This is a genomic window from Sphingobium sp. Leaf26 (assembly GCF_001421665.1).
In the GTDB taxonomy this organism is placed as follows: domain Bacteria; phylum Pseudomonadota; class Alphaproteobacteria; order Sphingomonadales; family Sphingomonadaceae; genus Sphingobium.
The window spans coordinates 663,827-684,324 of sequence record NZ_LMKV01000001.1 but is presented as its reverse complement, the minus strand read 5'-3'; the positions used below and the strand labels follow the sequence as shown (position 1 = coordinate 684,324).

The window sequence follows — 20,498 nt, the reverse complement described above, 5'->3', positions numbered from 1 at the left end:
ACATATTACTATTGGCGTGACGATACGTCAATTAGGCTTCGTCCTTAGAAATTAAACCTGAGTGGGTAAGTATTGGTGCAAGTAGTTCCGGCTTGCCCACTCCGGAAGGCCAACGATACGCAACGGCGCGACTGCGCTCGATCCAAGTTTCATTAACGCTATCGGACTGGTTGCCGCCCAATACGCGAAGCAATTTGCCATCCTTGGACTGGCCGATGATGATCCCGACATGCCCGCCACCCGGACGCTGGAACCGCACCACGGCACCCAAGTAGGGCTTCGATACCGCTACCCCAAAGGCGTCCCACGATGATGCCCGCACCGCGACCTTGGGAGGGGCAAAACCGCATTCTGTCATCACTGCGGCCATGAAGGTGCCACACCATGGCGTTTCATCATCGGTGACCGCGATCCCCAGCACCTTGCTGCCAAGGCGTTTGATCCAGCCCATGATTGTCTGATTGTGCTTCGGACCCTTGATTTCGCGGGTGCCGATAAGTTTGCGGGCCACGTCGACCCAGATGATTTCGTTCGTCATCTGGAATTTAGCCAGATGGTTGACCGTCAGTATAAAGTTGGAAAGGCTTTGCGGTTATGATGCTTCGGGCTATCCATCAGGAAACCGACGACATGAACAACCCCTTTCCGCTAACGGCCGGCTGCCTTGGCCTTATCAGTGGCATGGCAAAAGACGCCTACAAGTCGAGTAGCGTCGGCCTCGGATTGTTCACCGTGGCGATAGCCTATGGACTTCTCGCGCCAGCCTTCATCGTCGATTTCTGCTTGGTCGCCCCCGCCACGATCCTTTTCGGCCTTTTTGAAGGCGACCCAAAGAGGCGATGAACCTACGGATGTCTCCGAATCAGGCTGGTCCGGCCTCCCATTCGAAACCGTTCTTCTCGCACCAGCCCGCATAGGTGGTCTTCGATTTCTTGCTGATCCGGGTATCGGGACGCTGCAACACGATGATGATGCGCCAGTCGGGGTGGGCGGCCTTCACCGCCTTCATTTTGCGCCGATCCTCTGACGGAAAGTGACCCTTGGCTTCCCGGATGATCCGATTTTCACGGTCGATGAAGTCAGGGGTGTAGGTATGCTGGACGGTATAGGTCAGGCGGATGGCTTCATATTCCCAGCCTGTGCCCAGTTGGGTGGCCACGGCGCGTTCGAAACGATTTCTCATCTCGAATTTATCCCGGCTTCGTCACCGCGACCGGGATGCCGGGATAATTAGTTCCGAAGGGCTACGCCAATTCGGGGACCGTCTGGATCACGGTCTTGGCAAAGGCGATTCTGCGCACGTCGGCTGATCCAGCCCGTGTGCGTCAACGCGGGGGCGACCAGCCCTACAAATCATATACCCGCGAAGGTTCGCAACGATCCGGGGGAGGCCAAGCGCCTCCCCCCTCATTTTAATCAACGATTGCCGTCGCGAACTTTGCTTTTGCATTTCGCGCAATAGAAGTCATTGCCGACCTGACGGCCATTTTCGATCGCAGCTTCGCCGACGACGACATTGTCGCAGTTGTCGCAAACTCTGGTTTTCTCACCCATTTTGGTTCTCCGGTTGGTTGAGCACCTTGATACTGTTGGAGTCATTTTCGTTGCTATCGTGGTGCTGGTCGCCAGCAACGCCTTTACCCTCTCATACCATTTCGGAGTGGATGCCCAATCTCACTTTACCAGCGCCATTCGCGCAATTCTGGTTGGTTCCTGATGTGATCAGGATCGGCATATCCCACGGGGACGAAATCGCGCTTTTGCATTTCGGGGACTGTCCGGATGTTTACCAGCTCGAATGGGGCGGGGAGGATTTCGAAGCGGATGTCACAGCCACTCCTAACGAAGTTCTGCACATTCAACAGGCGTCCGCCGTCCCACTCCGGTTCGGCAACGATGATGCGATTTGAAAATTGAACGAGGGTGCCGAAAAACTCAGCCCAGCCTTCAACCTTCGCGTCACCTGCGCGGTCGTTCGCTCTTGCCCGATAGCTATACAGGTTGATGGTGGGGAGGATCGAACCCCTTTGCCGTCGCCGGAACTCCTCACCCGTATCTTCCCACTGGTCGATATGATGTTTGTAGGCGACTGCAACGCGCGCGCCGTCAAGGTCTACTGTGCTGTCTGTGATCCATGTCGCTTCCAAGGCGGTCACTCCTGTTTTGAATGCCATAGCGCATCAATTCGACTTTCAAAAAAAATTGCTATTTTCACCCGTTGTCCAAAGAAAAATCACCCAACCGTGTAAATACATGCGGGAGATGAAGAAGAATAATGACTTTCGCGGTCTCCCTTAGCCACAATGGCGTTACACAATTGGGAGATTGCATTTCAAATGTCGAATATTTTTACTGTCCTACTGATTTTCTTTGGCTTCAATATAACTGCCGTCAGCGCCGTTTTCGAAACGCCGGACGTTCCCCATTTCGCCGCCGCTTGGATTTTGGGCGTTCTGGGCTTCACCATGTTCTATGCCGGGCTACGCCGCCTGATCCGCGAAGCTGGGGAGGGTCGCTGATCATGCGTATCGACAACGATTTCCTGACCCTGATGCACTGGGTCATTCGGATTGAACTGCTTGAACAGAAGATCGCAGGGGCTGACACTTTAGGTGATTTGCGCCAGTTGGATCGGGAACTGCATAATCGGGTCGCTGAACGGGATGCTCTGGTCGCGAAGATCAACGCGGCCGACGACGCTGATGCGGCTGTCGAAAAGCAAACTGTCGCCCTCGTCAAATCGACGAAGAAGACGAACGATACGCTGGCCAAGGTCTTGGAGGCGATGGACGCCATCGATCCTGCCCCGGCTCAGGCTGGCGCGCAGCGGGCGAACGAAATTCTGGAAGAATTGAACGCTCATGCACAGAAGCATATCGACCAGATAAAGCAGCAACTGTTGACGGATGCGTTGGAGGAAATGCCCTCTTTACCGCCATTGCTGCGTCCGGCGATCGATGCCGACTCTCTCGCTCGCAACGAAGCCCGGATCATCGAAGCCAATCGTTGGATCAAGGATATTCAGGCCGATCATCAGCCCAAGGATGCCGCGCCCGCACCGTCCCAGCCCAAGGGGTTCACTATCAATGGCCTTGGGCAAATGACGGAGGAATGGGTTCACTCTCCTTCCGCAGATGAATTGGGAACGTTCGAAGCCATCGTTGGCGAGCGTCCCAAGTCAGGTTGCACATATCAGATCATCACCGACCGCAAACGCGCGCAGGAAGCCGTTTTCGAAAGAGCGCTAGAACTGGGTTTTGCGGTTCATATCAGCCGGACCAAGCTGGGTAGCTATTTGCTGCGCTGGGACGACGTCGGGGAGGGTCGCTGATCATGACCCCCAAGCAGAAACTCGAAGCCTTCAAGGCAAAGATGGAAAGCGACATTCAGCACATGCGGCAGACCATGACCGCAGCCATTCACAACATGAAAGACGATTTCGAACGTCGGGTCCGCTTCATCGACGAACGGGTCGATATCGCTGAACAACATTTGGCGACGATGCCCGATCAGCCCCGGTTCGCCGATGAGGCTGTCGCGGATATCGTCAGTGATTTCGACGATGTCGTCACCTACATGGCGGGCGCTTGTCTTGGTCGCCGCGTTGCCCCTGAAATGCGCGGCGATAACCCTGCAATGTGCAACAGCGACGTGCTGGAAAACGGAAAGCGCCGCAGCGATAATCTGTTCGACCTGATGAATGACTTTTTTGGGGAGGGTCAGGACTGATGGTCGACACCCAAGAATTCCTCGCCCGCGTCCGTGAGGTGGTTGACCGTATGGCGGCCGAACGTCAGGCGGCCGAACGTCAGGCGGTTCGCGAGTTGGCCCGCTGTTGGGCAGCCTTTGTTGAAACTCACCCCTCATTGGTTCAGGCTGATCCTATTCGATTTCAGGATGCGTCTGATTACGTCGCGACCCTTTACCTCGATTGCACCGAATATGACGCCGCCGACACAGCCATCACCATCACGATGATCGATGGGGGCGACCAGTCATGAACGGCTTCCGCAAATGGGATTCCCTCAACAGCTTCCATGATGTCATCCGTGGCGTGAACAAGGTCGCGGTCCATCGCACCCTGCGCGATCAGGACTACAAGGTCACCTACGGTTTCAAGATCAAAATCCATGGCACCAATGCCGGTGTGCGTGTCCAGCCCAATGGGCAGGTTGCGGCCCAGCGCCGTAGCAGCGACATTCCCGGCGACACCGACAACGGCGGCTTTCGCGCATGGGTGGAAGCCAACCCCAGCTATTGGGCGACCTTCCACAATCCCGATCTTGCTACCTATGTGTGGGGTGAGTGGGCCGGGCCGGGCATCCAGCAGGATGTTGCTTGTTCGGCTACGCCGGAACCGGTGTTCTACCCCTTCGCCATCGACACCTATGACGTGGCTGGCCAGCTTCAGCAGCGCCTGTATGACCCGCAGGAAATCAGTTTCCGCATGTCGGGCACGATGCCCGCGCCGTCATCGGTGAAGACGCTGCCCTACCATTCCAAGGTCACCATCGACTTTGGGGACAAGGATGCCACCGTCGCGACCGTCATGGCGCTGAACGATGAAGTGGAACAGATCGGCGAACGTGATCCCCTGATGGCGTCGATGTTCGGCATCGAAGGGAAGGGCGAAGGTCTGGTCGGCTACCCCATGGTCGGCAACGGCCTGTCCTACGCCCCGGATGAAATCCCAATGTGGTCGGTCCTCAATTTCAAGGCCAAAGCGGAAAACCTACGGGTCAACCGCAGCCGTGACGCGGTCCACCTGAAAGCCCAGTGGTTCCCGACGAAGAACCTTTTCGCCGAAGCGTTCTGCACTGAACAGCGGATGGAGCAGGCGCTTGCCGAAGCGGTTGATGGTCAGCTTGATCCGTGTCGGACCCGTGACTTCATCGAATGGGTCAAAGCCGATATCCTGAAGGAAAGCGTGGCCGAACGCGAGGAAAGCAACATCGACTGGAACGACGTCGTGGGCGGTATCTCTGCCAATGCGGCACTCTGGTATAAGGGGCGCATCGCGCTGGAGGGCCAGTCATGATCAAGGATCAGGATTATATCCGCCGCCTAGAGGCCAAAATCGTCGAACTGACGATGTCGAATGATGACCTGTGGCAAGAAAACACGGATTTGCAGGACGAACTGCGGGAATTGCGGGCAGCGCCGAAGATACCCGGCAGCGCTCGCGAAGCGTCAAACAGTTGGAGCGACGCGAGCACATGCGCAGTCAACCCAAGCTATCGCGGCTGGCCGTCCCAATAATCAAACTATAGAGAGAAATTTAAGCAGACCCATTTGAGGAATCTGAATAGCGGTCGTAATAGACCCTGTGTCCTGACCCGGAGCGACGCGACCCACCTGACGGGTCAGGACACAACGCCATCCATGTAAGTATTGGATGGCGAAAACTACCAAACCATCCAGACCCGATTTTAAGCTTACAGCGCGTCAGCGCGAAGCCGCGCACCTCATTGCTGGCCCGGCCCAGAATATTCTTCTGCGCGGTGGCTCCCGATCGGGTAAATCAGCCGTCATTGCTTGGTCCTGCATTCAGGATGCGCTCAAAGTCCCCGGCGCGCGCATTGGCATATTCCGCAAAACAGCCGTCTCTTGCCGATCGACCCTGTTCAGCCTGACCGTCCCCGACATCATGGATAGGCGATGGCCGGGCCTTCGCCAGCAGTGCGATATTCGATCCGATGACATGACCATCCGACTGCCCAACGGGTCGATGCTGATGTTCTTCGGGCTTGACGACGGCGATCGTATCCAGAAGATTCTGGGTCAGGAATTCTACGTCATATGGATGAATGAGGCGACGGAATTCGACGACGACCAGTTCGAAACGCTCCAATCCCGCCTTGCCCAGACCAACCTAATCCCCGACCGGGGCCGCCTCAAATACAAGATGCTGATCGACTGCAACCCCGATAGCAGCCAGCATTTCACCTACCGTTCCTTCATCCTCAAACAGAACGCGGATGGCGATCCCTTCCCTGACCCGGAAAACTTCGTTGAACTGAAGATGTTGGGTGAGGACAATGCGGAAAACCTGCCCGTTGGTTACCTTGAAGGGCAGAACCGTTTGTCGGCTGCCAAGCGCCGCAGATATCAGGCTGGCGAATGGAAGATCGAGGTTGAGGGCGCGCTATTCTATCAGGAATGGACCGATGCCACCCGGATCACACAGGATGAATTGCCTGACCTTGTCCGCATCGTCGTGGCCGTCGATCCTGCCGGTTCGGATGGGGTCAAGGCGGACGAAACCGGCCTTGTGGTCGCTGGGGTCGATGAGGACGGGCATGGTTATGTCTTGGCCGACTGCACTCTGAAAGGCACCCCGGAGCAATGGGGGAAGGCCGTGGCAAAGGCCTATGAAGAGTTCAAAGCCGCCATGGTTGTCGCCGACCATGGCTATGGCGGTCAGATGGTCGACAGCACCATCCGCAATGCGCATCCGGCTATCAAGATCGGCACCGTGGATGGCAAGCGCGGCAAGGTGCTGCGCGCCGATGGTGTCAGCGCCCTCTATGAACAGGGGAAGGTCAGCCACGTCGGCGAATTCAAAAAGCTCGAAACGCAGATGTGCCAGTTCACAGGCGAATGGAAGCGCGGGAAGGACAAGTCGCCCGACCGGCTGGACGCGCTTGTTTATGCCCTGACCGAACTGATGATCGTTGAAAGGCAGGTGCGGAAGGGCAGGTCGGTGCAGGCGTCGGGTTTCTGGTGATCAACATAAATATCGGATGACCGTCCCTCCGATTAACTTAATTGCGATCAACGACCCGACAACCGAAATTGCCAAGCACCGAAAGCGGTGGGCACGCAATCGCGCCCTGATCGCGGGCGAAGATGAGGTGAAGCAGGCGGGAGTGCTTTATCTCCCCCGTCTGCCCAGTCAGCGCCCTGCGGATTATGAAGGCTATCTGGCATCGGTGGATTTCTTCCCGGCTGCGCGCCGCACGCATGATGCAACGCTTGGTCTAATCTTCCGCAAACCGCCAACCATGGTCGGAGGCGACAATTACGCTGATGTCTTCGAAACGGTATCGGACGCACGATCGCTGGACCAACTGGCCAAGTTCGTCACCAGTGAAACGTTGATCACCAATTTCACCGGTATCTTCGTCGATAGTCCGCTTCAGCCTCAGGGCATTTCCAGAGCGGAAGCCGAAGCTGGTGGGTATCGCCCCCGACAGGCGATCTATACGGCCGAAAATATCCTAGAGGTCACATCGACCGTGATCGCAAACCGGCGCAAAATTTCGCGCGTGCGGTTGCTGGAGGATGATGGCGACGTCCGCGAATTGCTGCTGTTGGAAGGTATCTACACCGTCAACATCTGGCGCGAAACCGAACAGGGTTGGATCATAGTCGAAAGCTTTGTGCCCCGGAAAGCTGGTGCGCCACAGACAGAGATTCCCTTTCGGATTGTCAGCGACATCCCCGGTTCGACCGTTCCTTGCCGTGCCGCGCTGGATGACGTCTGCCTGTTGAACCTTAGCCATTATCGCGCACAGGCCCAGTGGAACAATGTCCTGCGGAACATCGCCAGTCCACTTCGCTGGATCACCGGTCTTGAAGACCTTGAAAACGCCTATGTCGTAAGCCCGGATCAGATTTGGCAGTTCACCAGCGCAGACACCAAGATCGGGATGCTGGAACATAGTGGGGCAGGCGTGGCAGCGTTGGAAATCCGTTGTCAGCATCTGGCGGACCAGATGGCGGCAGTGGGTGCCCGCATATTGCAATCTGAGAAGGCGGCGGCCGAAGCCGCAGAGACGCTGGCCATCCGCAAGGCTGCCGAAGGTTCGATCATGGCCGCAACAGCTTCCAACGTCGGCAAGCAGATCGAAGCAAGCGTGAATTTCATGCTCGAATTGATGGGCGCGCAGCCGATCACATACACTCTCAATACGGATTACCTGCCGACGCCGATGTCGGCGCAGGAAATCGCTGCCCTTTTGGCGGTGGTGCAAGCCGGGCAGATGTCGTCGGAAACATTCTTCGAAGCCCTCAAACTTGGTGAGGTGCTGAACGACGGCCTGACCTATGACGAAGAGCGTGACCGTATCGATCGCGATCGGGCCGAAGCGCCCCCGATAGACGCCGCGCAATTTGATGGCGTCGGGGGGCTTGAAAGTTAGCATTCATGCACTACCCGATATGTAAGTTAAATTTATACGATTAAGGTAAGTGTGATCAAGCCTTCGGAAGATTCAAACGTTAGATGCTTAGTTATCTTAATATATCAAACTAGCTAAATTCAGATCACGATTTCGCTCGAATTGGCAGAATATTAAGACCATAATTCAAAGTGTTGTTGGTAAATTTGGCAATTCAGTTTCTTTGACCTATGTCTTCCTTGAAGCGCGATTCGGTAGGAAGGAGACGGCAATGGAATGGGTTGCTCTTGCTGCGAATATTGTAACTGCGTGCGGCGGCGGTATTTTTATCTATCGGTTCATTCGAAGGGTAAGGATCGTCATTGATCCGGAGGACTGACGTTTAGCGGCTCATCCTAAGTAACGGATGAGTTCGAACGAAATCCTGCGTGACGCTGCCATCCGCCACGCGATCCAGTCGGAGCGCTTTTCCAAAGGTCTCGCGACCAAGATCGTAAAGCTGCTGAACAGCGCCGATGCTGATATCGTCGCCACGCTCGCCAAGCGTCTGGCCTTGATCGAAGAACGTGGTCGCGATCTTGGCCCAGTCACTACCAAGCGCTTAGAGGTGCTGCTGAACGAACTGCGCCAGATCAATGAGGCGGTCTATAAGCGTGTCGCCAGTGGCCTGAAGGCCGACCTTGTCGACTATGCCAGTTATGAAGTGGATTGGGCCGCCAACGGCCTGAAAGATGCGACATGGCCCACGGTCATGTTGACGCTGCCACCGGCCAACTATCTTGCCACGTTGGTCGAGACGTCGCCGATCGATGGTCATTTGCTGAAAAGCTGGACCGATCACATGTCCACCCGTCGCCACCAGCGGATCGAACAGGCGATCCGCGTGGGGCTGGTGGAAGGGGAAGGCCTCGACAAGATCATCACCCGCGTGCGGGGGACAAAGGCCAACAACTATACGGATGGCATCCTCAATATCTCGCGGAATTCCGCGCAATCGCTGGTCCTCACAGCATCGTCGACGATCGCCAACAATGCACGGGAAGAGGTCTACAAGCGCAATTCCCGGCTGATCAAGAAGTTGAAATGGGTATCGACGCTCGACAGCCGCACATCGCCAATCTGCCAGTCGCGAGACGGCCAGCTTTACGATTTGGACAAGCCGCACCCCACGGCCCCAGCGCATATCCGCTGCCGGTCGTTGCTGATACCGATCACCAAATCCTTTGACGAACTGGGCTTGGAAGATCGTCAGAATGTGCCGCCGCGATACCGCGCCAGCATGAATGGCCGGGTGTCGGGTGATGAGACGCTTGAAACGCTGGTGCCGAAATGGCCGAAAGATCAGCAGGATGAGCTTCTAGGCGCTGGACGTGCCCAGCTTGTCCGCGACGGGAAGGTCAAATTCCGTGACCTTTTCCGCGATAACGGCACCCATAAATCGCTTGCTGAATTGCGCCGGGCCGAAGGCCTGGCCCCGGAGGGGCCAGCCAAGGCTGATGCCGCACCGCCATCTGCGCCCGATGCGTCGCGTCCCCGCACGTTCAGCCCGATCAATCGCGATGTAGGTGATGCCACGGTCAAGGTTGGGAAACGGTTAGACGCGCAGCGTCACCTGACCGCACAAATGGCAAAGAATGCCGCCGATCCGCGCTATGATCCGGTGCCTGAATTCCGCGCTGTAAAGCCAGAGCATTTCGGTAAGGCTACTTTCCCGACTGGGTTCAGCGATGCAAGCGCGTCGATGATCCGGGCCATCATGCCGGAAGTCGATGCTATTACCGACAGGTTCAATATTCCGCGCCTTCGTGGGATGCGACAAGTCGGCGGTCCAGTGGCCAACATGGGCGACGGACTGCTGGGAATGAACCCCCACTACTTCAACGGCTTTGCCAGCAAGATCGGTGATGCGGGCGATGGAGGGGGCGCTGCGGTCAAGAAGCGCGACGACCTTATAAGTCAGATGAAGGCCGTTAAAACCGAACTAGAGGACGTCCGCGCTCGGATGCTTAAGGCGAAGGAGGCCGGTGATCGCGACCGTGCATTTGACCTTTATGCCCGGCAGACTGAACTGGCGCGGGAATACAATGCCTTGATCAAGCCGTTCAATAAGGTGTCGAAGGAGATATCGCGGGCGAAGGTTGGAGCCAGTGAAACTGTCACTTCATGGAAGCCCGGCGATGATGCTGCCGCGCAGCCACAGGTTACCACAGACTATTTCAGCGGCATGGATCGCGCACGTGACGTCATCTTCCACGAAACGGGCCACCATCTGCACCAGATGTATGGTAAGCAGGGGCGGCGCAGCCGGAACAACTTGCCTCCGTTGGAGGTGGAAATTGAACGGGTTTTCCTGCGTAAGTATTATGGTGTTTCGACGGTGCATCAGGAGAATGCGGCGCGGCAGGTATCTCGCTACGCAAAAACCAATTCGAAGGAGTGGTTTGCGGAGAATTTCGCCCTCTACATGATGGGTAGACATGACATCGTCGATCAGGACGTGAAGGAAATTATAGAGAGACTATTGGATGAGCAAAGCAACTGACCAGATTATCGCGATAATTCAGACAAAGGGATATGACCTTCGGTCTGATGACATTGACGAAATTCATTACCTAATGACTGATATTCCGCTGGACGATCTTCCTGACGAATACCCTATGATCATGGGTGCCCTTGCGAATATCGTGAACGATCCTGTCTATGACGGCGACATCGAACCCGTCGAATAATCTGAAAGTATAAATAGTCCTGATGGGTCGATGGTGGCCCAGCAACGGCGATGGTGCCAACTTGCTGTGCGATGGCGCACGAAGGACTAGATGACTGAAGAAGAAATGCAGGCTAGAATCGAGGAACTCGAAGCTCAGGCCGACCAACTGAAAGCTGATAAGCGCAAGGCTATTGGCGAAAAGAATACCGCGAATAATGCCGCCAAGGCGGCGCAAGATGCCATTGATCAGGCTCAGGCCGAAGCGGCTCTTAATTCCGGTAATGTCGAAACCGTGAAAACGGAACTTAACAGCACGATCAAGAAGCTACAGGAGCAGTTGGCCGACCGGGACCAGCAGCTTGAAAAGCTTCAGATTGATGGCGGTATCGCCGCAGCCCTCACTGAAAATCAGGTGTTTGACCATTTCCATCGGCCTTTGGTGGCAATGTTGAAGGCCGAAGCGAAGATGGTCGCGGGTGTTGCCCAGATCGATGGCGTCCCTGTTCCCGAATATATCAAGGGTTTTCTGACAAGCGCCGAAGGCAAACATTACGTGCCAGCCCCGGACAACAGCGGCAGTGGCGCGACGGGCGCAACAGGGCGCACCGGTTCCAACTTCACCAAGCCTCCAGAAACGGCGGAAGAATGGCAGCGCTTCATGCAATTGACCGTTACCAACCCTGCTGAGACTAATTCTTTGGCAGACAAGTGGTCTATGCCAGAACTGAGAGTGTAAAACACGCGATATTGATCGTCCAAAATAAATAACCGTGGAGCCGCAATGCTCCACGGCCCTCCAACTCTGGGCCGTTTACCCCAAATGTTGGAGCATTATTTTAGATGAATACTCAAACTCGTATTGCCGATCTTGTCGGCGCGGTTCCCAATCCCGGTGCTATGTCGAACCTTGTTATCGCCAAGTATCGCGTAAACAACTCTCTCATCTCCAGCGGCGTTGCCGTCACTGGTCCTGACGTCGACCTTCTGATGACCGGTGGCGCGCAGATTCAGAGCCTCAGCTACATCAACAAGGTCGATACGACCACGTTCAACCATTCCTCGGATGATTTCGACGAAAAGGGCGCGACCGGCAAAGTCACGGGCGGCACCTACATGGCGCTGCGTTCAGATATCAACTGGGGTTGGGCCTTCACTGACCTGACCCGCATCATCACCAAGTATGATACCAAGGGCGGTGTTGCATCGGCTATCCCGATGTATTGGTCCGAAGTTGGCGAGAATATCGCAGTCGCTTCCATGAAGGGCGTTCTGGCCAAGGCGACCAGCCTGACCACGGGTGTCGTTGCCGATGCATTCGATCCCGATAAGCTGATTGACGCTGCCGCGACCATGGATGACCCGCGCGCGCAGAAGACCCTGTTTGTTTCGCGCAAGACGTTCGCGAAGCTTCAGAAGCTCCAGCGCAACGATTTCATCCCGCCTTCGGCTGCCAATTTTAACATCGGTCGTTTCGAAGGTTACAACATCATCATCACCGAAATCTTCGGCGATACGAAGACCGTCATGGCTACCGAAGGCGCTATCGCTTTCTCTGCCGGTCTGGTTCCCGGCGTTGTGGGCATGGAACTCTCGCGTGATCCAAACGGCGGTAACGGTGGTGGTGGTGAAATCCTCCGCACGCGTCTGAGCATCGTGGCTGCGCCGCAGGGCTTCAGCTACGTGGGCGCGGTCAAGCCGTCGCTGACCCAGCTTGGGACCGCAGCCAACTGGGCCAAGGTTGCCACAGACGATTCCTTCATCGGCATCCGCGCGATCAACCACGCAGCGTAATAGGACAACCCAGAGGGGTCGGGCAAAATCCCGGCCCCTTTTCACTTCGCATAAATATCGGATGGCTGACCACATACCGACCCGCGAAGAATGCGACACCTACCACAACGCCCGGCTGAATCCCGACTGGTCCGCTGCTGCGGATGCGGTCAAGGAGGCCGCGATTCTTCGCGCCTACGACTATATCGAGCGAACATATCTTTTCGAAGCCGATCCCGACGTCGCGACCATTTTGGCGGCCATTAAGGCAGCCACAATTGTCTTAGCACCATTCGCCACCAACAGCACTCTGACCGCTGCTGCCGAACCCATGGTCGTCATGGAGAAGGGCGACGGGCTGGGGGAAATTCAATATTCGGATCGGCCGATCGGCGACCCATATCCATTTATCACGGCAATGTTGAAGCCTGTCGCGTCCCGCAACGGCGGTGGCTTCCGATCGGCCAAGGTCATCCTGTGAGCAGTTTCTATGACCGCATGGGGGCGCTGTCAGGCAAGCTGATGAACCGGTTTGGAGCGCCCGCCACGCTGACCCGCAAGACCGCTGCCGAACAGTCGGCCTATGATCCCCGCACCGGTAAAACGACCGTCATCCCCTCGTCTGTCGTGACCCTGCCTTGTCTAGCCGTGGCCAAGCCTCGCACCACCCGACTGGATAACGGTATCCTCCATCACGACACGGTGATGACCCTGACGGTAGAACCCACGGTCGGCGATGAGATTTCGCAGGGCGAACGGACTTATAAGGTTGAGGCGGTGGAAGCGGTGGCCCCGACCGGGGTGGCGCTGATCTATCGGGCGGTGGTCACGCTATGATTACCTTTGACGCTTCCAGCCTGATCGCCGGTATCGCGATCGAAGACGGCTTGACCGAACAGGAGGTTGAGGATGTGGCGAACAAGATCGGGTTCGACATTTTCGGCGATCTTGTTCTCGAAACGGCAGTCGACACTGGCGAAGCCCGCAATGGTTGGACGATCGATGACAGTGGCCCAGTAATCGTGGTTGAAAACCGGGTTCCCCATATCGTGGAAATCAACAACGGCCACAGCAGTCAAACCCCAGCAGGATATGTCGAAGCGGCCGTAGCGCGCCACTCTCGATAAATATCACGATGGCGCTTCCTGAAGATATTCATGCCCTGCGTGGGCGTTTTCTCGACGAATGGAGTGACCTGACGCCTGTTGCCCATGACGCGGCCCCTGCGCTGTCGGAGCAAGCTGACCCATGGGTTCGCTTCTCTATTCGGCCTGATGTGTCGGAGCGCCGCGCCTTCGGTCACAGCTACCGGCAGTATGGCCATGTATGGCTACAAATTTTTGTGCCCCGCGCCGGTGGTGATGCCGACGCCTACGAACTGGCCAACGCCTTCAGCGCAATTTTCCGCGACTGGTCCAACGACCATATCGAATGCGAGACGCCCCGAACCACGACGATCGGCGATGATGGGAAGAAATGGTTTCAAGTCAACGTCTCGGTCGAATGGTGTTCCACTCACTGGCTCTAAGAACAGCCAAAAATCCCTCCTGCTCATAAATATGGTCGGAGTCCCCGACTCCTTTTGATTTAATGATTAGGAGTCTATCAGACCATGGCTTTGCCTTTTAACCCTTCTACTTTCAGTTGGGCAGTTGTTGCAGAAACCGTTCAGGGCAGCACGCCCGCAACCCCGGCTTTTCAGGGCTTCATTGCCAACCAGAGCGATAACTTTAACTGGGACACATCCGGCTTCCTTGAATCCGAATTGCTCTACCCGAATGGTTCGGGCGGCGGCGGCATCATCTCGGAAACGAGTGTCACCGGCACCCTGTCGACCCAGCTTCAGCGCGGCGCAGCGATCGAACTCCTTCTTTCGCTTGGTCTTCGCGGGACGTGGGTTTCTAACGTTCTGAGGGGTGGGACCAGTGAATCGAGCGTGACAATCGAAAAGAAGCTTGCTGCTGCGGCGATGCGTCGCGTGACTGGTGCAACGGTCACCTCGACTAAGATCGAAGCTGAGTATAACAAGTATGTCAGCGTGGCGTTCGATTTCATGGGGATGACCTATCCAACGGCGACCACGGCGATCACTGGTGCGGTTTACACGCCTGCCCCGGCGATCAAGGGCCTCAACGGTAAGGATGTCAGCGCAATCAGCATCGCTGGCCTTTCTGGTCTGACCTACACGAAGATGAACCTGACGATCGAACAGCCGCGTGAATCCATTCACGGTTTCGGTTCAGAAGCCAGTCAGGGCATTGCTGCAAATGCTGGCCGCAAGATCACCGGCACAATCTCGTTCCTGCGTGAAAATTTCACTCCGGAAACTACGATCACGCCTTCGAATAATGTTCACCCCATGGCCTTTACAGTCGGTTCGGGCGCGCAGGGTGTGACCATCCTTATCCCGGCTGCCGCTTGTAAGCTGCCGCAGGACCAGCACGATGGTGCGAAGAACGTCGTGGATGTCGAATTCACCGCGCAATGGGACGCCACCGAAGGCACCGACATCAAGATCACGCGCTTGTCCTAAACCTCGCAAATATGGACCGCGTGGGAAGGCGGGGTGCTTCGGCATCCCGCCTTTCTCATTTGCATAAATATCCTCGTAAATTGCGAGGATAAAAATCTCTATGTCTAAGTTTAAACTCCCCAAGCGCGTAGATGCCGATGTCGCTGAAACTGGCGTTTGGTTCGACGTCTACAGCGAACTGGGTGACTATTACGGTAAGTTCAAGACCCGTTTCTTCGATACCAATTCGCCCAAGTATCAGCTTTTGCAGACCCGTATGGCGAAGAAGTATGAGGTCAAGCGGCGCACCAAGGTGATGTCGGACAACGACTTCATCAGCATCATGTTCATCGAATTTTCCCTGCTCGATTGGGAAGTGCTGGGCGCTGACGACAAGCTAGTCCCGTTCACTACGGACGACGCACACGAATATTTTGCTGACCATGATGCCAAATATGTGCTGGATCAGCTGATCGGTTTCGCCATGAATGTCGAGTTTTTCCAAACGCTTGAGCCGGAGGCGGCGGCAAAAAAGTAATAGCGCTCTTCGAATGGCGGGAAGAGCAGGGGAAAGACCTCGACGCTATTATCGAGATGGCCGCAGACGGAATTGCGGGCGCGATGTCCATCGTGGACACCGCGCCCAAAATCGAAGAGCAAGATCAGTTCTGGTATTACTGCTTCGGGAAATTGGTCACCGAACGACCACCGTCGATGGCCGGTTTCTCAAACATACCATTTAGCGCGATTATTGCTGTATCGACATATTATCGCCTGAGTGAAGCCGAAACTGATTTCTTGATAGAATACATCGGCATCCTTGATCGATGGCAAATCGACCAAGCCCGTCAAAATCAGACGGAAAAGCAATCAGATAAATAGGTCTGTGACAGACCGCGTTATCAGAGTTGTTATTGATCCAAGGGCGGCGGTGGCTGGTGCGAATACCGCCAACGCTGCCCTTTCGTCGATCGCGCAGCGTGCGCAAGCCGCTGGCGGTATGACCAACGGCTTCGGCCGCACCCTCATCCTGACTGGCAATGCCGCTAATCAAATGGCGCGCCAGATGCAGGCCGCCAACACCAACACTGGCAACATGACCCGTTCGGTCGGAAACCTGTCAGGCGGCCTGACTGGGCTGGCGGGCCGTCTCGGCAACGTCAACGGACTGATGGCCGGGTTTGTCGGTGGCCTTGCCGCTGGTGCGATCCAAGCAGTGACGAATGCCGTATTTGGCATGGTCGGCGGTTTTCAGTCGCTATCTGATGCCTCCAGCAACATCGACGCGAAACTTAACCTTGCGACGGCCTCTTTTGGATCGCTGGCGCAGGCGCATGAAGATGTGCGTAGCGTATCGGCGGCAACGCGGTCGGACCTGACCGCGACCACTGAATTATATGCCACTCTCGCCCGATCGGCTTCGACGCTGGGCTTGTCACAGGTGCAGGTCGCCAACGCCACGAAGACGGTGGGGATGGCGATGAAGATCAGCGGCGCGGATACCAATGCCGCCGCTGGTGCCATCCGTCAGCTTTCGCAGGCTTTGGCATCTGGTGTCCTTCGTGGTGACGAATTCAATTCGATCGCGGAAGCCTCACCGCGTCTGATGCAGTTGCTGGCCGACAGCATGGGCAAGCCGTTGGGGGCGCTGCGCGGTCTGGCCGCAGAAGGCAAGCTGACGGCGAATGAGGTCACCAAGGCCCTGACTGATCCGAAAATGATCGCCAAGATCGAAGCCGAATTTGGTAAAATCCCGGTCACTTTCGGGGACATCCGCACTGCTGCGGGGAATGCTGCGATTGACATCATCGGCGCGTTCGCCCGTGGCCTCAACATTGCGCCGTCTCTCGCCAGCTTCGTCGCCAGCGTTCAGGCAATGGGTGCCCGCATCGGGCCGATGTTCCAAGCTGTTGGCGAAACTATCCGCACCGTGTTTGACGGTCTGTCTGCGGTAGTCGGACCGGTCTTCTCGTTCATCATTTCGAACCTGTCGACGATCGCGCCGTTGGCGAAGGCGGCAGCCGTCAGCTTCATTGCTCTCCGGACCACCATGCTTCTTCAGGGAGCCGCAGCCACTATCGCTGGCGTCGTTGCACCGATCATCGCCATGGAAAAGGCGCTTGGGGCGACGGGGGCGGCCAGCGCTATATTCGGCGCGGGCATGAAAATGGCGCAAGGCGCGGTCAACGGTTTGACCACGGTTATCGCCGCGAACCCGATCGGTGCCATTGTCGTGGGTCTAACGGCTGCGGTGGCCCTTCTTTATCAGTTCCGCGACTCTATCAGCATCGGTGGCGGCAACCTTGCTAGTCTTGGTGACTTCGGGACCGCTTCGCTGGAGGCGATTGGGGAAGGCTTCAGCAGCCTCATGGACACAGCGTCCAGTGCTCTATCGTCAGTCGGGGGTTTCTTCTCCAGCCTTTGGACCGATGCGACGACGGCTATGGGGCCGGTGTGGAGCGGAATTGCTTCGGGGTTCTCCGGTCTGTCAACGATGGCGGGTAGCGCGCTGACTACGGTTGACGATGCATTCGGCGGGGCGTTCAGTTCGATCGGCGAAAAGGTCGGTGGGCTGTTCACGGGGATCGACTTCAGTTTTTCCGGGATGACCCGGCTGGCTGCGCGCGTGCTGGATTTGGTGGTCGGCCATTTCCGGGGTGCTTTCAATATGGTCAAGGTCGTTTGGAACAACCTGCCGCAGGCGTTCAGTTCGATATTCACCCTTGCCGTAAACGGGGCAGCCGCCCTGATTGAAAAGTTCATTAACAGCACGATCAACGGCATCAACACCCTGCTTTCGTTCGCTAATAAACTGGGCGCTAATTTTGGCCAGATTGACACGATCAAGCTGGACCGCATGGATACGCCGGGCGCAGAAGATTTGGGCAAGAAGCTGGGCAAAGCCTACAGCGCAGGTTTCGGTAATGAGGCCGAAAACAAGTATGACAAGATCGAAAACCGCGCCAATGACATTGGCCTTCAGCGACAATATGGCGACAAACCGAAGCCTGTTGCGCCTCCGGTAACGCCAAAGCCTGTAGCCGCTGCCGCCGTAGATAAGGACGATGGCAAGAAAGCGCGCGACGCAGAAGCCGCGCGTCAAAAAGCCATTTCTGAATTTTGGAAGTCCCTTGATCAGTCCGTCGAACTGGCCAGAATGCTGCCGCTTGAAGCGGAAAAGCACACCAAATGGCTAGAGCTTCAGAAAGCCTATGGGGACAAGCTGTCCGATCAGGACAAGGCTGCCCTGACAGCGGCAAAGGACAAGATCGCTGCGAAAATGCAGGATATCGCGACCGGCAAGGCAATCGTGTCGATGCAGGAAAGGTCTCGCCAGCTTGGTCTGGAAAACGGGTTGCTGGAAAAGCGTGCGCTGGGCCTGACGGAACAGCAGCAGGCAGTTGAGGATGCCCTGTTCAGCAATCGCCTGTCCGCACTGACGTCTGGCGTCGACATCGCCAGCAAGGATTTCAAGATCGCTGAAGACGCGCTCAAAGCGGAATTGCAGCGCAATGAAGCGATCAAAGCGCGCGCCGACCTTTCAAAGGAAGCCGCGTCCATCGCGTCCACATATTCTCCCCAGTTCGGCGGCTCACAGCGGGTCAAAACGATCGAAGCTGAACGGGTGAAATTCAAAGCGGCCTATGAGGGCGGCCTGACCATCGACGGGCAGAAGATCAGCAAGGATATCTATGACAGTGTGATGAAAGGCATGGACAATGCCGTTCGCGATGTCAGCAGCCATTTCCAGAATGAATTTCTGGACCGCATCAGCTTCGTCGCCGACTCCTTCGGTGGCAAATTCGGTCGCATCGCGCAGGACTTCGCCGGTGCCCTTCAGAAGATGTCTGACGCTGCGAAGGGCGGCCAGATGGGTGGTATTGTCGGCCTTCTGCAAACCACGCTGGGGAGCGGTGCGGGCGGGAAAAAGAACGGCTTCGGCAGTGCGATCGACGATGGTGCCACCAAATTTTTTGACGATTTCGGCACGGCGTTCAAAACCCCACTGTCATCCATGACCGGTGCCTTTGAAGGCTTCAAAACCAACGTCGGTGCGATCTTCGGCAAGTCGGGCAGTTTTACGCAGGGACTGGGCAACATCCTTGGGGCGGCCGGGCAGGGTGCCCAGATTGGCAGCATGACAAACAGCCTTATGAAGGGCTTGGGGATCAAGACGTCCGGGACCGGTGCCCAACTGGGTGGCGCTGTTGGCGGCGCTGCGTTTGGTCCGCTTGGCGCGATCGGCGGTTCGATCATAGGCGGCCTTGTTGGCGGGATGCTTAAGAAAACGAAGTGGGCGACGTCGGTGGTCACAGGGCAGAACGCCAGCGGCATCAGCACCGGGGGCAATAGCGCTTCGCGCAAAGAATATGCGTCGGGCGCGGCTTCCTCAATTCAGGACGGCCTTCAAGGGCTGGCCGATAGCTTTGGCGTGATGGTAGGTAACTACAACGTCAGCATCGGCACCTATAAAGATAAGTGGCGCGTCAGCAGCACGGGTCGCGACGGCAAGCTGAAAGGCGGCGGTAATCGCACCGATATCAAGGATTTCGGCAAAGACGGGCAAGCTGCCGCGATCGAATATGCGATCCGTGATGCAATCAGCGACGGCGCGCTGACCGGTCTGAAAGCCTTTACCCAGCGCGTTCTTAACGACGGGTCTTATAGTCTCGACAGTGCCGTTTCGCTCGCGACGTCATACGAAAACGCGCTGAAAGAACTGGCTGCGATCGACGATCCGGTGAAGGCATCGGTCAAGAATGTCATCGACCCGATCGACCAACTGATCGAGAAGATGCGCACGGCCGGTGCCACGGTCAGCGAAGTAGCCGACATCGAACGCCTTCGTAGTGAGAAGCTTAAGGCCCTGACGGAAGAACAGCTTTCTGGTCTGAAGGATTTTAAGGCAATCCTTACCGGCGAAGGAAGCGGGATCACGCAGTTGAGCCAGTTGACCAGCAAAATGGCTGAATTCGACGTGATGAAGGCCCAGATTGCAGGCGGCAAAACGGTCGATCAGGATGCCTTTACCAAGTTGGGTCAGGAGATTTTCGGTCTGTCGCGTGACGTGTATGGCACGGCAAACAGTGCTTTCCAGTCAATTCGACTCGACTTGATCGCCGTGTCGGACATGTTTGCGTCGAATCTGACCGGCCAGATCAATGCGGCTGCGGGCATCACTGTGGACACCTCTAGCACTGATGCGGCGGTGCAGCAGCAGACGGCCACCCTGTCCACCGCCATCGCCACTTCAAATTCGATCCTCGAAAATATCGCAGCCGGAATCGCTGCACTCAACACGACCATGGCGGCGAACAACAATAATGCCATCGGAACTGTGGGCGGTCTGGGGACGGGAACGAACGGCAAACGATAAATAGGG

General features: G+C 56.4%; 25 protein-coding genes. 21 read left to right on the top strand and 4 right to left on the bottom strand.

Going from position 1 to position 20,498, the window contains the following annotated elements; all coding sequences use genetic code 11:
* Window positions 1-31 precede the first annotated feature (31 nt).
* Window positions 32-538, bottom strand: a complete 507-nt coding sequence (locus ASE85_RS03365; RefSeq protein ID WP_056683399.1) for a TIGR02594 family protein — start codon at window positions 536-538, stop codon at window positions 32-34.
* 92 nt (window positions 539-630) lie between these two features.
* Between ASE85_RS03365 and ASE85_RS03360 the strand changes: the two genes are divergently transcribed.
* Complete coding sequence (locus tag ASE85_RS03360; RefSeq protein ID WP_156358173.1) at window positions 631-843, top strand: hypothetical protein; 213 nt, start codon at window positions 631-633, stop codon at window positions 841-843.
* A 19-nt stretch (window positions 844-862) separates the two neighbouring features.
* Here the strand turns inward: ASE85_RS03360 and ASE85_RS03355 are convergent, their stop codons facing one another.
* The 3 genes from ASE85_RS03355 to ASE85_RS03350 all read right to left on the bottom strand — a co-directional run bounded on the left by ASE85_RS03355 (window position 863) and on the right by ASE85_RS03350 (window position 2,174).
* Complete coding sequence (locus tag ASE85_RS03355) at window positions 863-1,183, bottom strand: hypothetical protein (RefSeq protein WP_056683390.1); 321 nt, start codon at window positions 1,181-1,183, stop codon at window positions 863-865.
* Between the two features lie 233 nt (window positions 1,184-1,416).
* The gene (locus tag ASE85_RS22805; protein WP_156358172.1) at window positions 1,417-1,554 is read right to left on the bottom strand and encodes a hypothetical protein; all 138 of its coding nucleotides are present in this window, start codon (window positions 1,552-1,554) and stop codon (window positions 1,417-1,419) included.
* 125 nt (window positions 1,555-1,679) lie between these two features.
* On the bottom strand, window positions 1,680-2,174 hold the full coding sequence (locus ASE85_RS03350; protein WP_056683388.1) for a hypothetical protein: 495 nt from the start codon (window positions 2,172-2,174) through the stop codon (window positions 1,680-1,682).
* 162 nt (window positions 2,175-2,336) lie between these two features.
* On the opposite strand from ASE85_RS03350, the gene ASE85_RS03345 reads away from it, so the two are divergent.
* From ASE85_RS03345 to ASE85_RS03255, 20 genes are all read left to right on the top strand, one after another.
* Window positions 2,337-2,519 carry a hypothetical protein gene (locus ASE85_RS03345; RefSeq protein WP_162237421.1) on the top strand — a complete coding sequence of 61 codons (183 nt, stop codon included), beginning with the start codon at window positions 2,337-2,339 and terminating at the stop codon, window positions 2,517-2,519.
* Window positions 2,520-2,521: 2 nt separating this feature from the next.
* A complete protein-coding gene (locus ASE85_RS03340; RefSeq protein ID WP_056683382.1) occupies window positions 2,522-3,331 on the top strand; it encodes a hypothetical protein in 810 nt (269 codons plus the stop codon).
* A gap of 2 nt (window positions 3,332-3,333) precedes the next feature.
* Complete coding sequence (locus tag ASE85_RS03335) at window positions 3,334-3,729, top strand: hypothetical protein (protein WP_056683379.1); 396 nt, start codon at window positions 3,334-3,336, stop codon at window positions 3,727-3,729.
* Window positions 3,729-4,001 carry a hypothetical protein gene (locus ASE85_RS03330; RefSeq protein WP_056683375.1) on the top strand — a complete coding sequence of 91 codons (273 nt, stop codon included), beginning with the start codon at window positions 3,729-3,731 and terminating at the stop codon, window positions 3,999-4,001. The genes ASE85_RS03335 and ASE85_RS03330 overlap by 1 nt, the downstream gene beginning before the upstream one ends.
* Window positions 3,998-5,038 carry an RNA ligase family protein gene (locus ASE85_RS03325; RefSeq protein ID WP_056683372.1) on the top strand — a complete coding sequence of 347 codons (1,041 nt, stop codon included), beginning with the start codon at window positions 3,998-4,000 and terminating at the stop codon, window positions 5,036-5,038. The genes ASE85_RS03330 and ASE85_RS03325 overlap by 4 nt, the downstream gene beginning before the upstream one ends.
* Window positions 5,035-5,259 (top strand): hypothetical protein, encoded by a 225-nt coding sequence (locus ASE85_RS03320; RefSeq protein ID WP_056683369.1) that lies wholly within the window; start codon window positions 5,035-5,037, stop codon window positions 5,257-5,259. The genes ASE85_RS03325 and ASE85_RS03320 overlap by 4 nt, the downstream gene beginning before the upstream one ends.
* A gap of 136 nt (window positions 5,260-5,395) precedes the next feature.
* Window positions 5,396-6,727 (top strand): phage terminase large subunit, encoded by a 1,332-nt coding sequence (locus ASE85_RS03315; protein WP_082462628.1) that lies wholly within the window; start codon window positions 5,396-5,398, stop codon window positions 6,725-6,727.
* A gap of 16 nt (window positions 6,728-6,743) precedes the next feature.
* A complete protein-coding gene (locus ASE85_RS03310; protein ID WP_056683363.1) occupies window positions 6,744-8,144 on the top strand; it encodes a DUF4055 domain-containing protein in 1,401 nt (466 codons plus the stop codon).
* Window positions 8,145-8,529: 385 nt separating this feature from the next.
* Window positions 8,530-10,665 carry a minor capsid protein gene (locus ASE85_RS03305; RefSeq protein ID WP_056683361.1) on the top strand — a complete coding sequence of 712 codons (2,136 nt, stop codon included), beginning with the start codon at window positions 8,530-8,532 and terminating at the stop codon, window positions 10,663-10,665.
* Window positions 10,649-10,852, top strand: coding sequence for a hypothetical protein (locus tag ASE85_RS22800; RefSeq protein ID WP_156358171.1), 204 nt, complete (start codon window positions 10,649-10,651; stop codon window positions 10,850-10,852). Before ASE85_RS03305 ends, ASE85_RS22800 begins: the two co-directional genes overlap by 17 nt.
* Window positions 10,853-10,942: 90 nt before the next feature.
* Window positions 10,943-11,569 (top strand): hypothetical protein, encoded by a 627-nt coding sequence (locus ASE85_RS03300; RefSeq protein WP_056683357.1) that lies wholly within the window; start codon window positions 10,943-10,945, stop codon window positions 11,567-11,569.
* Window positions 11,570-11,673: 104 nt separating this feature from the next.
* On the top strand, window positions 11,674-12,624 hold the full coding sequence (locus ASE85_RS03295; RefSeq protein WP_156358170.1) for a hypothetical protein: 951 nt from the start codon (window positions 11,674-11,676) through the stop codon (window positions 12,622-12,624).
* Window positions 12,625-12,685: 61 nt separating this feature from the next.
* Window positions 12,686-13,084 carry a hypothetical protein gene (locus ASE85_RS03290; protein WP_056683351.1) on the top strand — a complete coding sequence of 133 codons (399 nt, stop codon included), beginning with the start codon at window positions 12,686-12,688 and terminating at the stop codon, window positions 13,082-13,084.
* Window positions 13,081-13,440, top strand: coding sequence for a hypothetical protein (locus tag ASE85_RS03285; protein ID WP_056683349.1), 360 nt, complete (start codon window positions 13,081-13,083; stop codon window positions 13,438-13,440). Before ASE85_RS03290 ends, ASE85_RS03285 begins: the two co-directional genes overlap by 4 nt.
* Entirely contained in the window at window positions 13,437-13,730 is a 294-nt protein-coding gene (locus ASE85_RS03280) for a hypothetical protein (RefSeq protein ID WP_056683344.1), read from the top strand. Before ASE85_RS03285 ends, ASE85_RS03280 begins: the two co-directional genes overlap by 4 nt.
* Window positions 13,731-13,738: 8 nt before the next feature.
* Entirely contained in the window at window positions 13,739-14,131 is a 393-nt protein-coding gene (locus ASE85_RS03275) for a phage tail terminator-like protein (protein WP_056683341.1), read from the top strand.
* A gap of 84 nt (window positions 14,132-14,215) precedes the next feature.
* Window positions 14,216-15,136 carry a phage tail tube protein gene (locus ASE85_RS03270; protein WP_156358169.1) on the top strand — a complete coding sequence of 307 codons (921 nt, stop codon included), beginning with the start codon at window positions 14,216-14,218 and terminating at the stop codon, window positions 15,134-15,136.
* A 100-nt stretch (window positions 15,137-15,236) separates the two neighbouring features.
* Window positions 15,237-15,653: a hypothetical protein gene (locus tag ASE85_RS03265; protein WP_056683335.1), complete on the top strand. Its 417-nt coding sequence runs from the start codon at window positions 15,237-15,239 to the stop codon at window positions 15,651-15,653.
* 56 nt (window positions 15,654-15,709) lie between these two features.
* On the top strand, window positions 15,710-15,997 hold the full coding sequence (locus tag ASE85_RS03260) for a hypothetical protein (RefSeq protein ID WP_056683330.1): 288 nt from the start codon (window positions 15,710-15,712) through the stop codon (window positions 15,995-15,997).
* 4 nt (window positions 15,998-16,001) lie between these two features.
* Window positions 16,002-20,492, top strand: a complete 4,491-nt coding sequence (locus tag ASE85_RS03255) for a tape measure protein (RefSeq protein ID WP_156358167.1) — start codon at window positions 16,002-16,004, stop codon at window positions 20,490-20,492.
* Window positions 20,493-20,498: the final 6 nt, after the last annotated feature.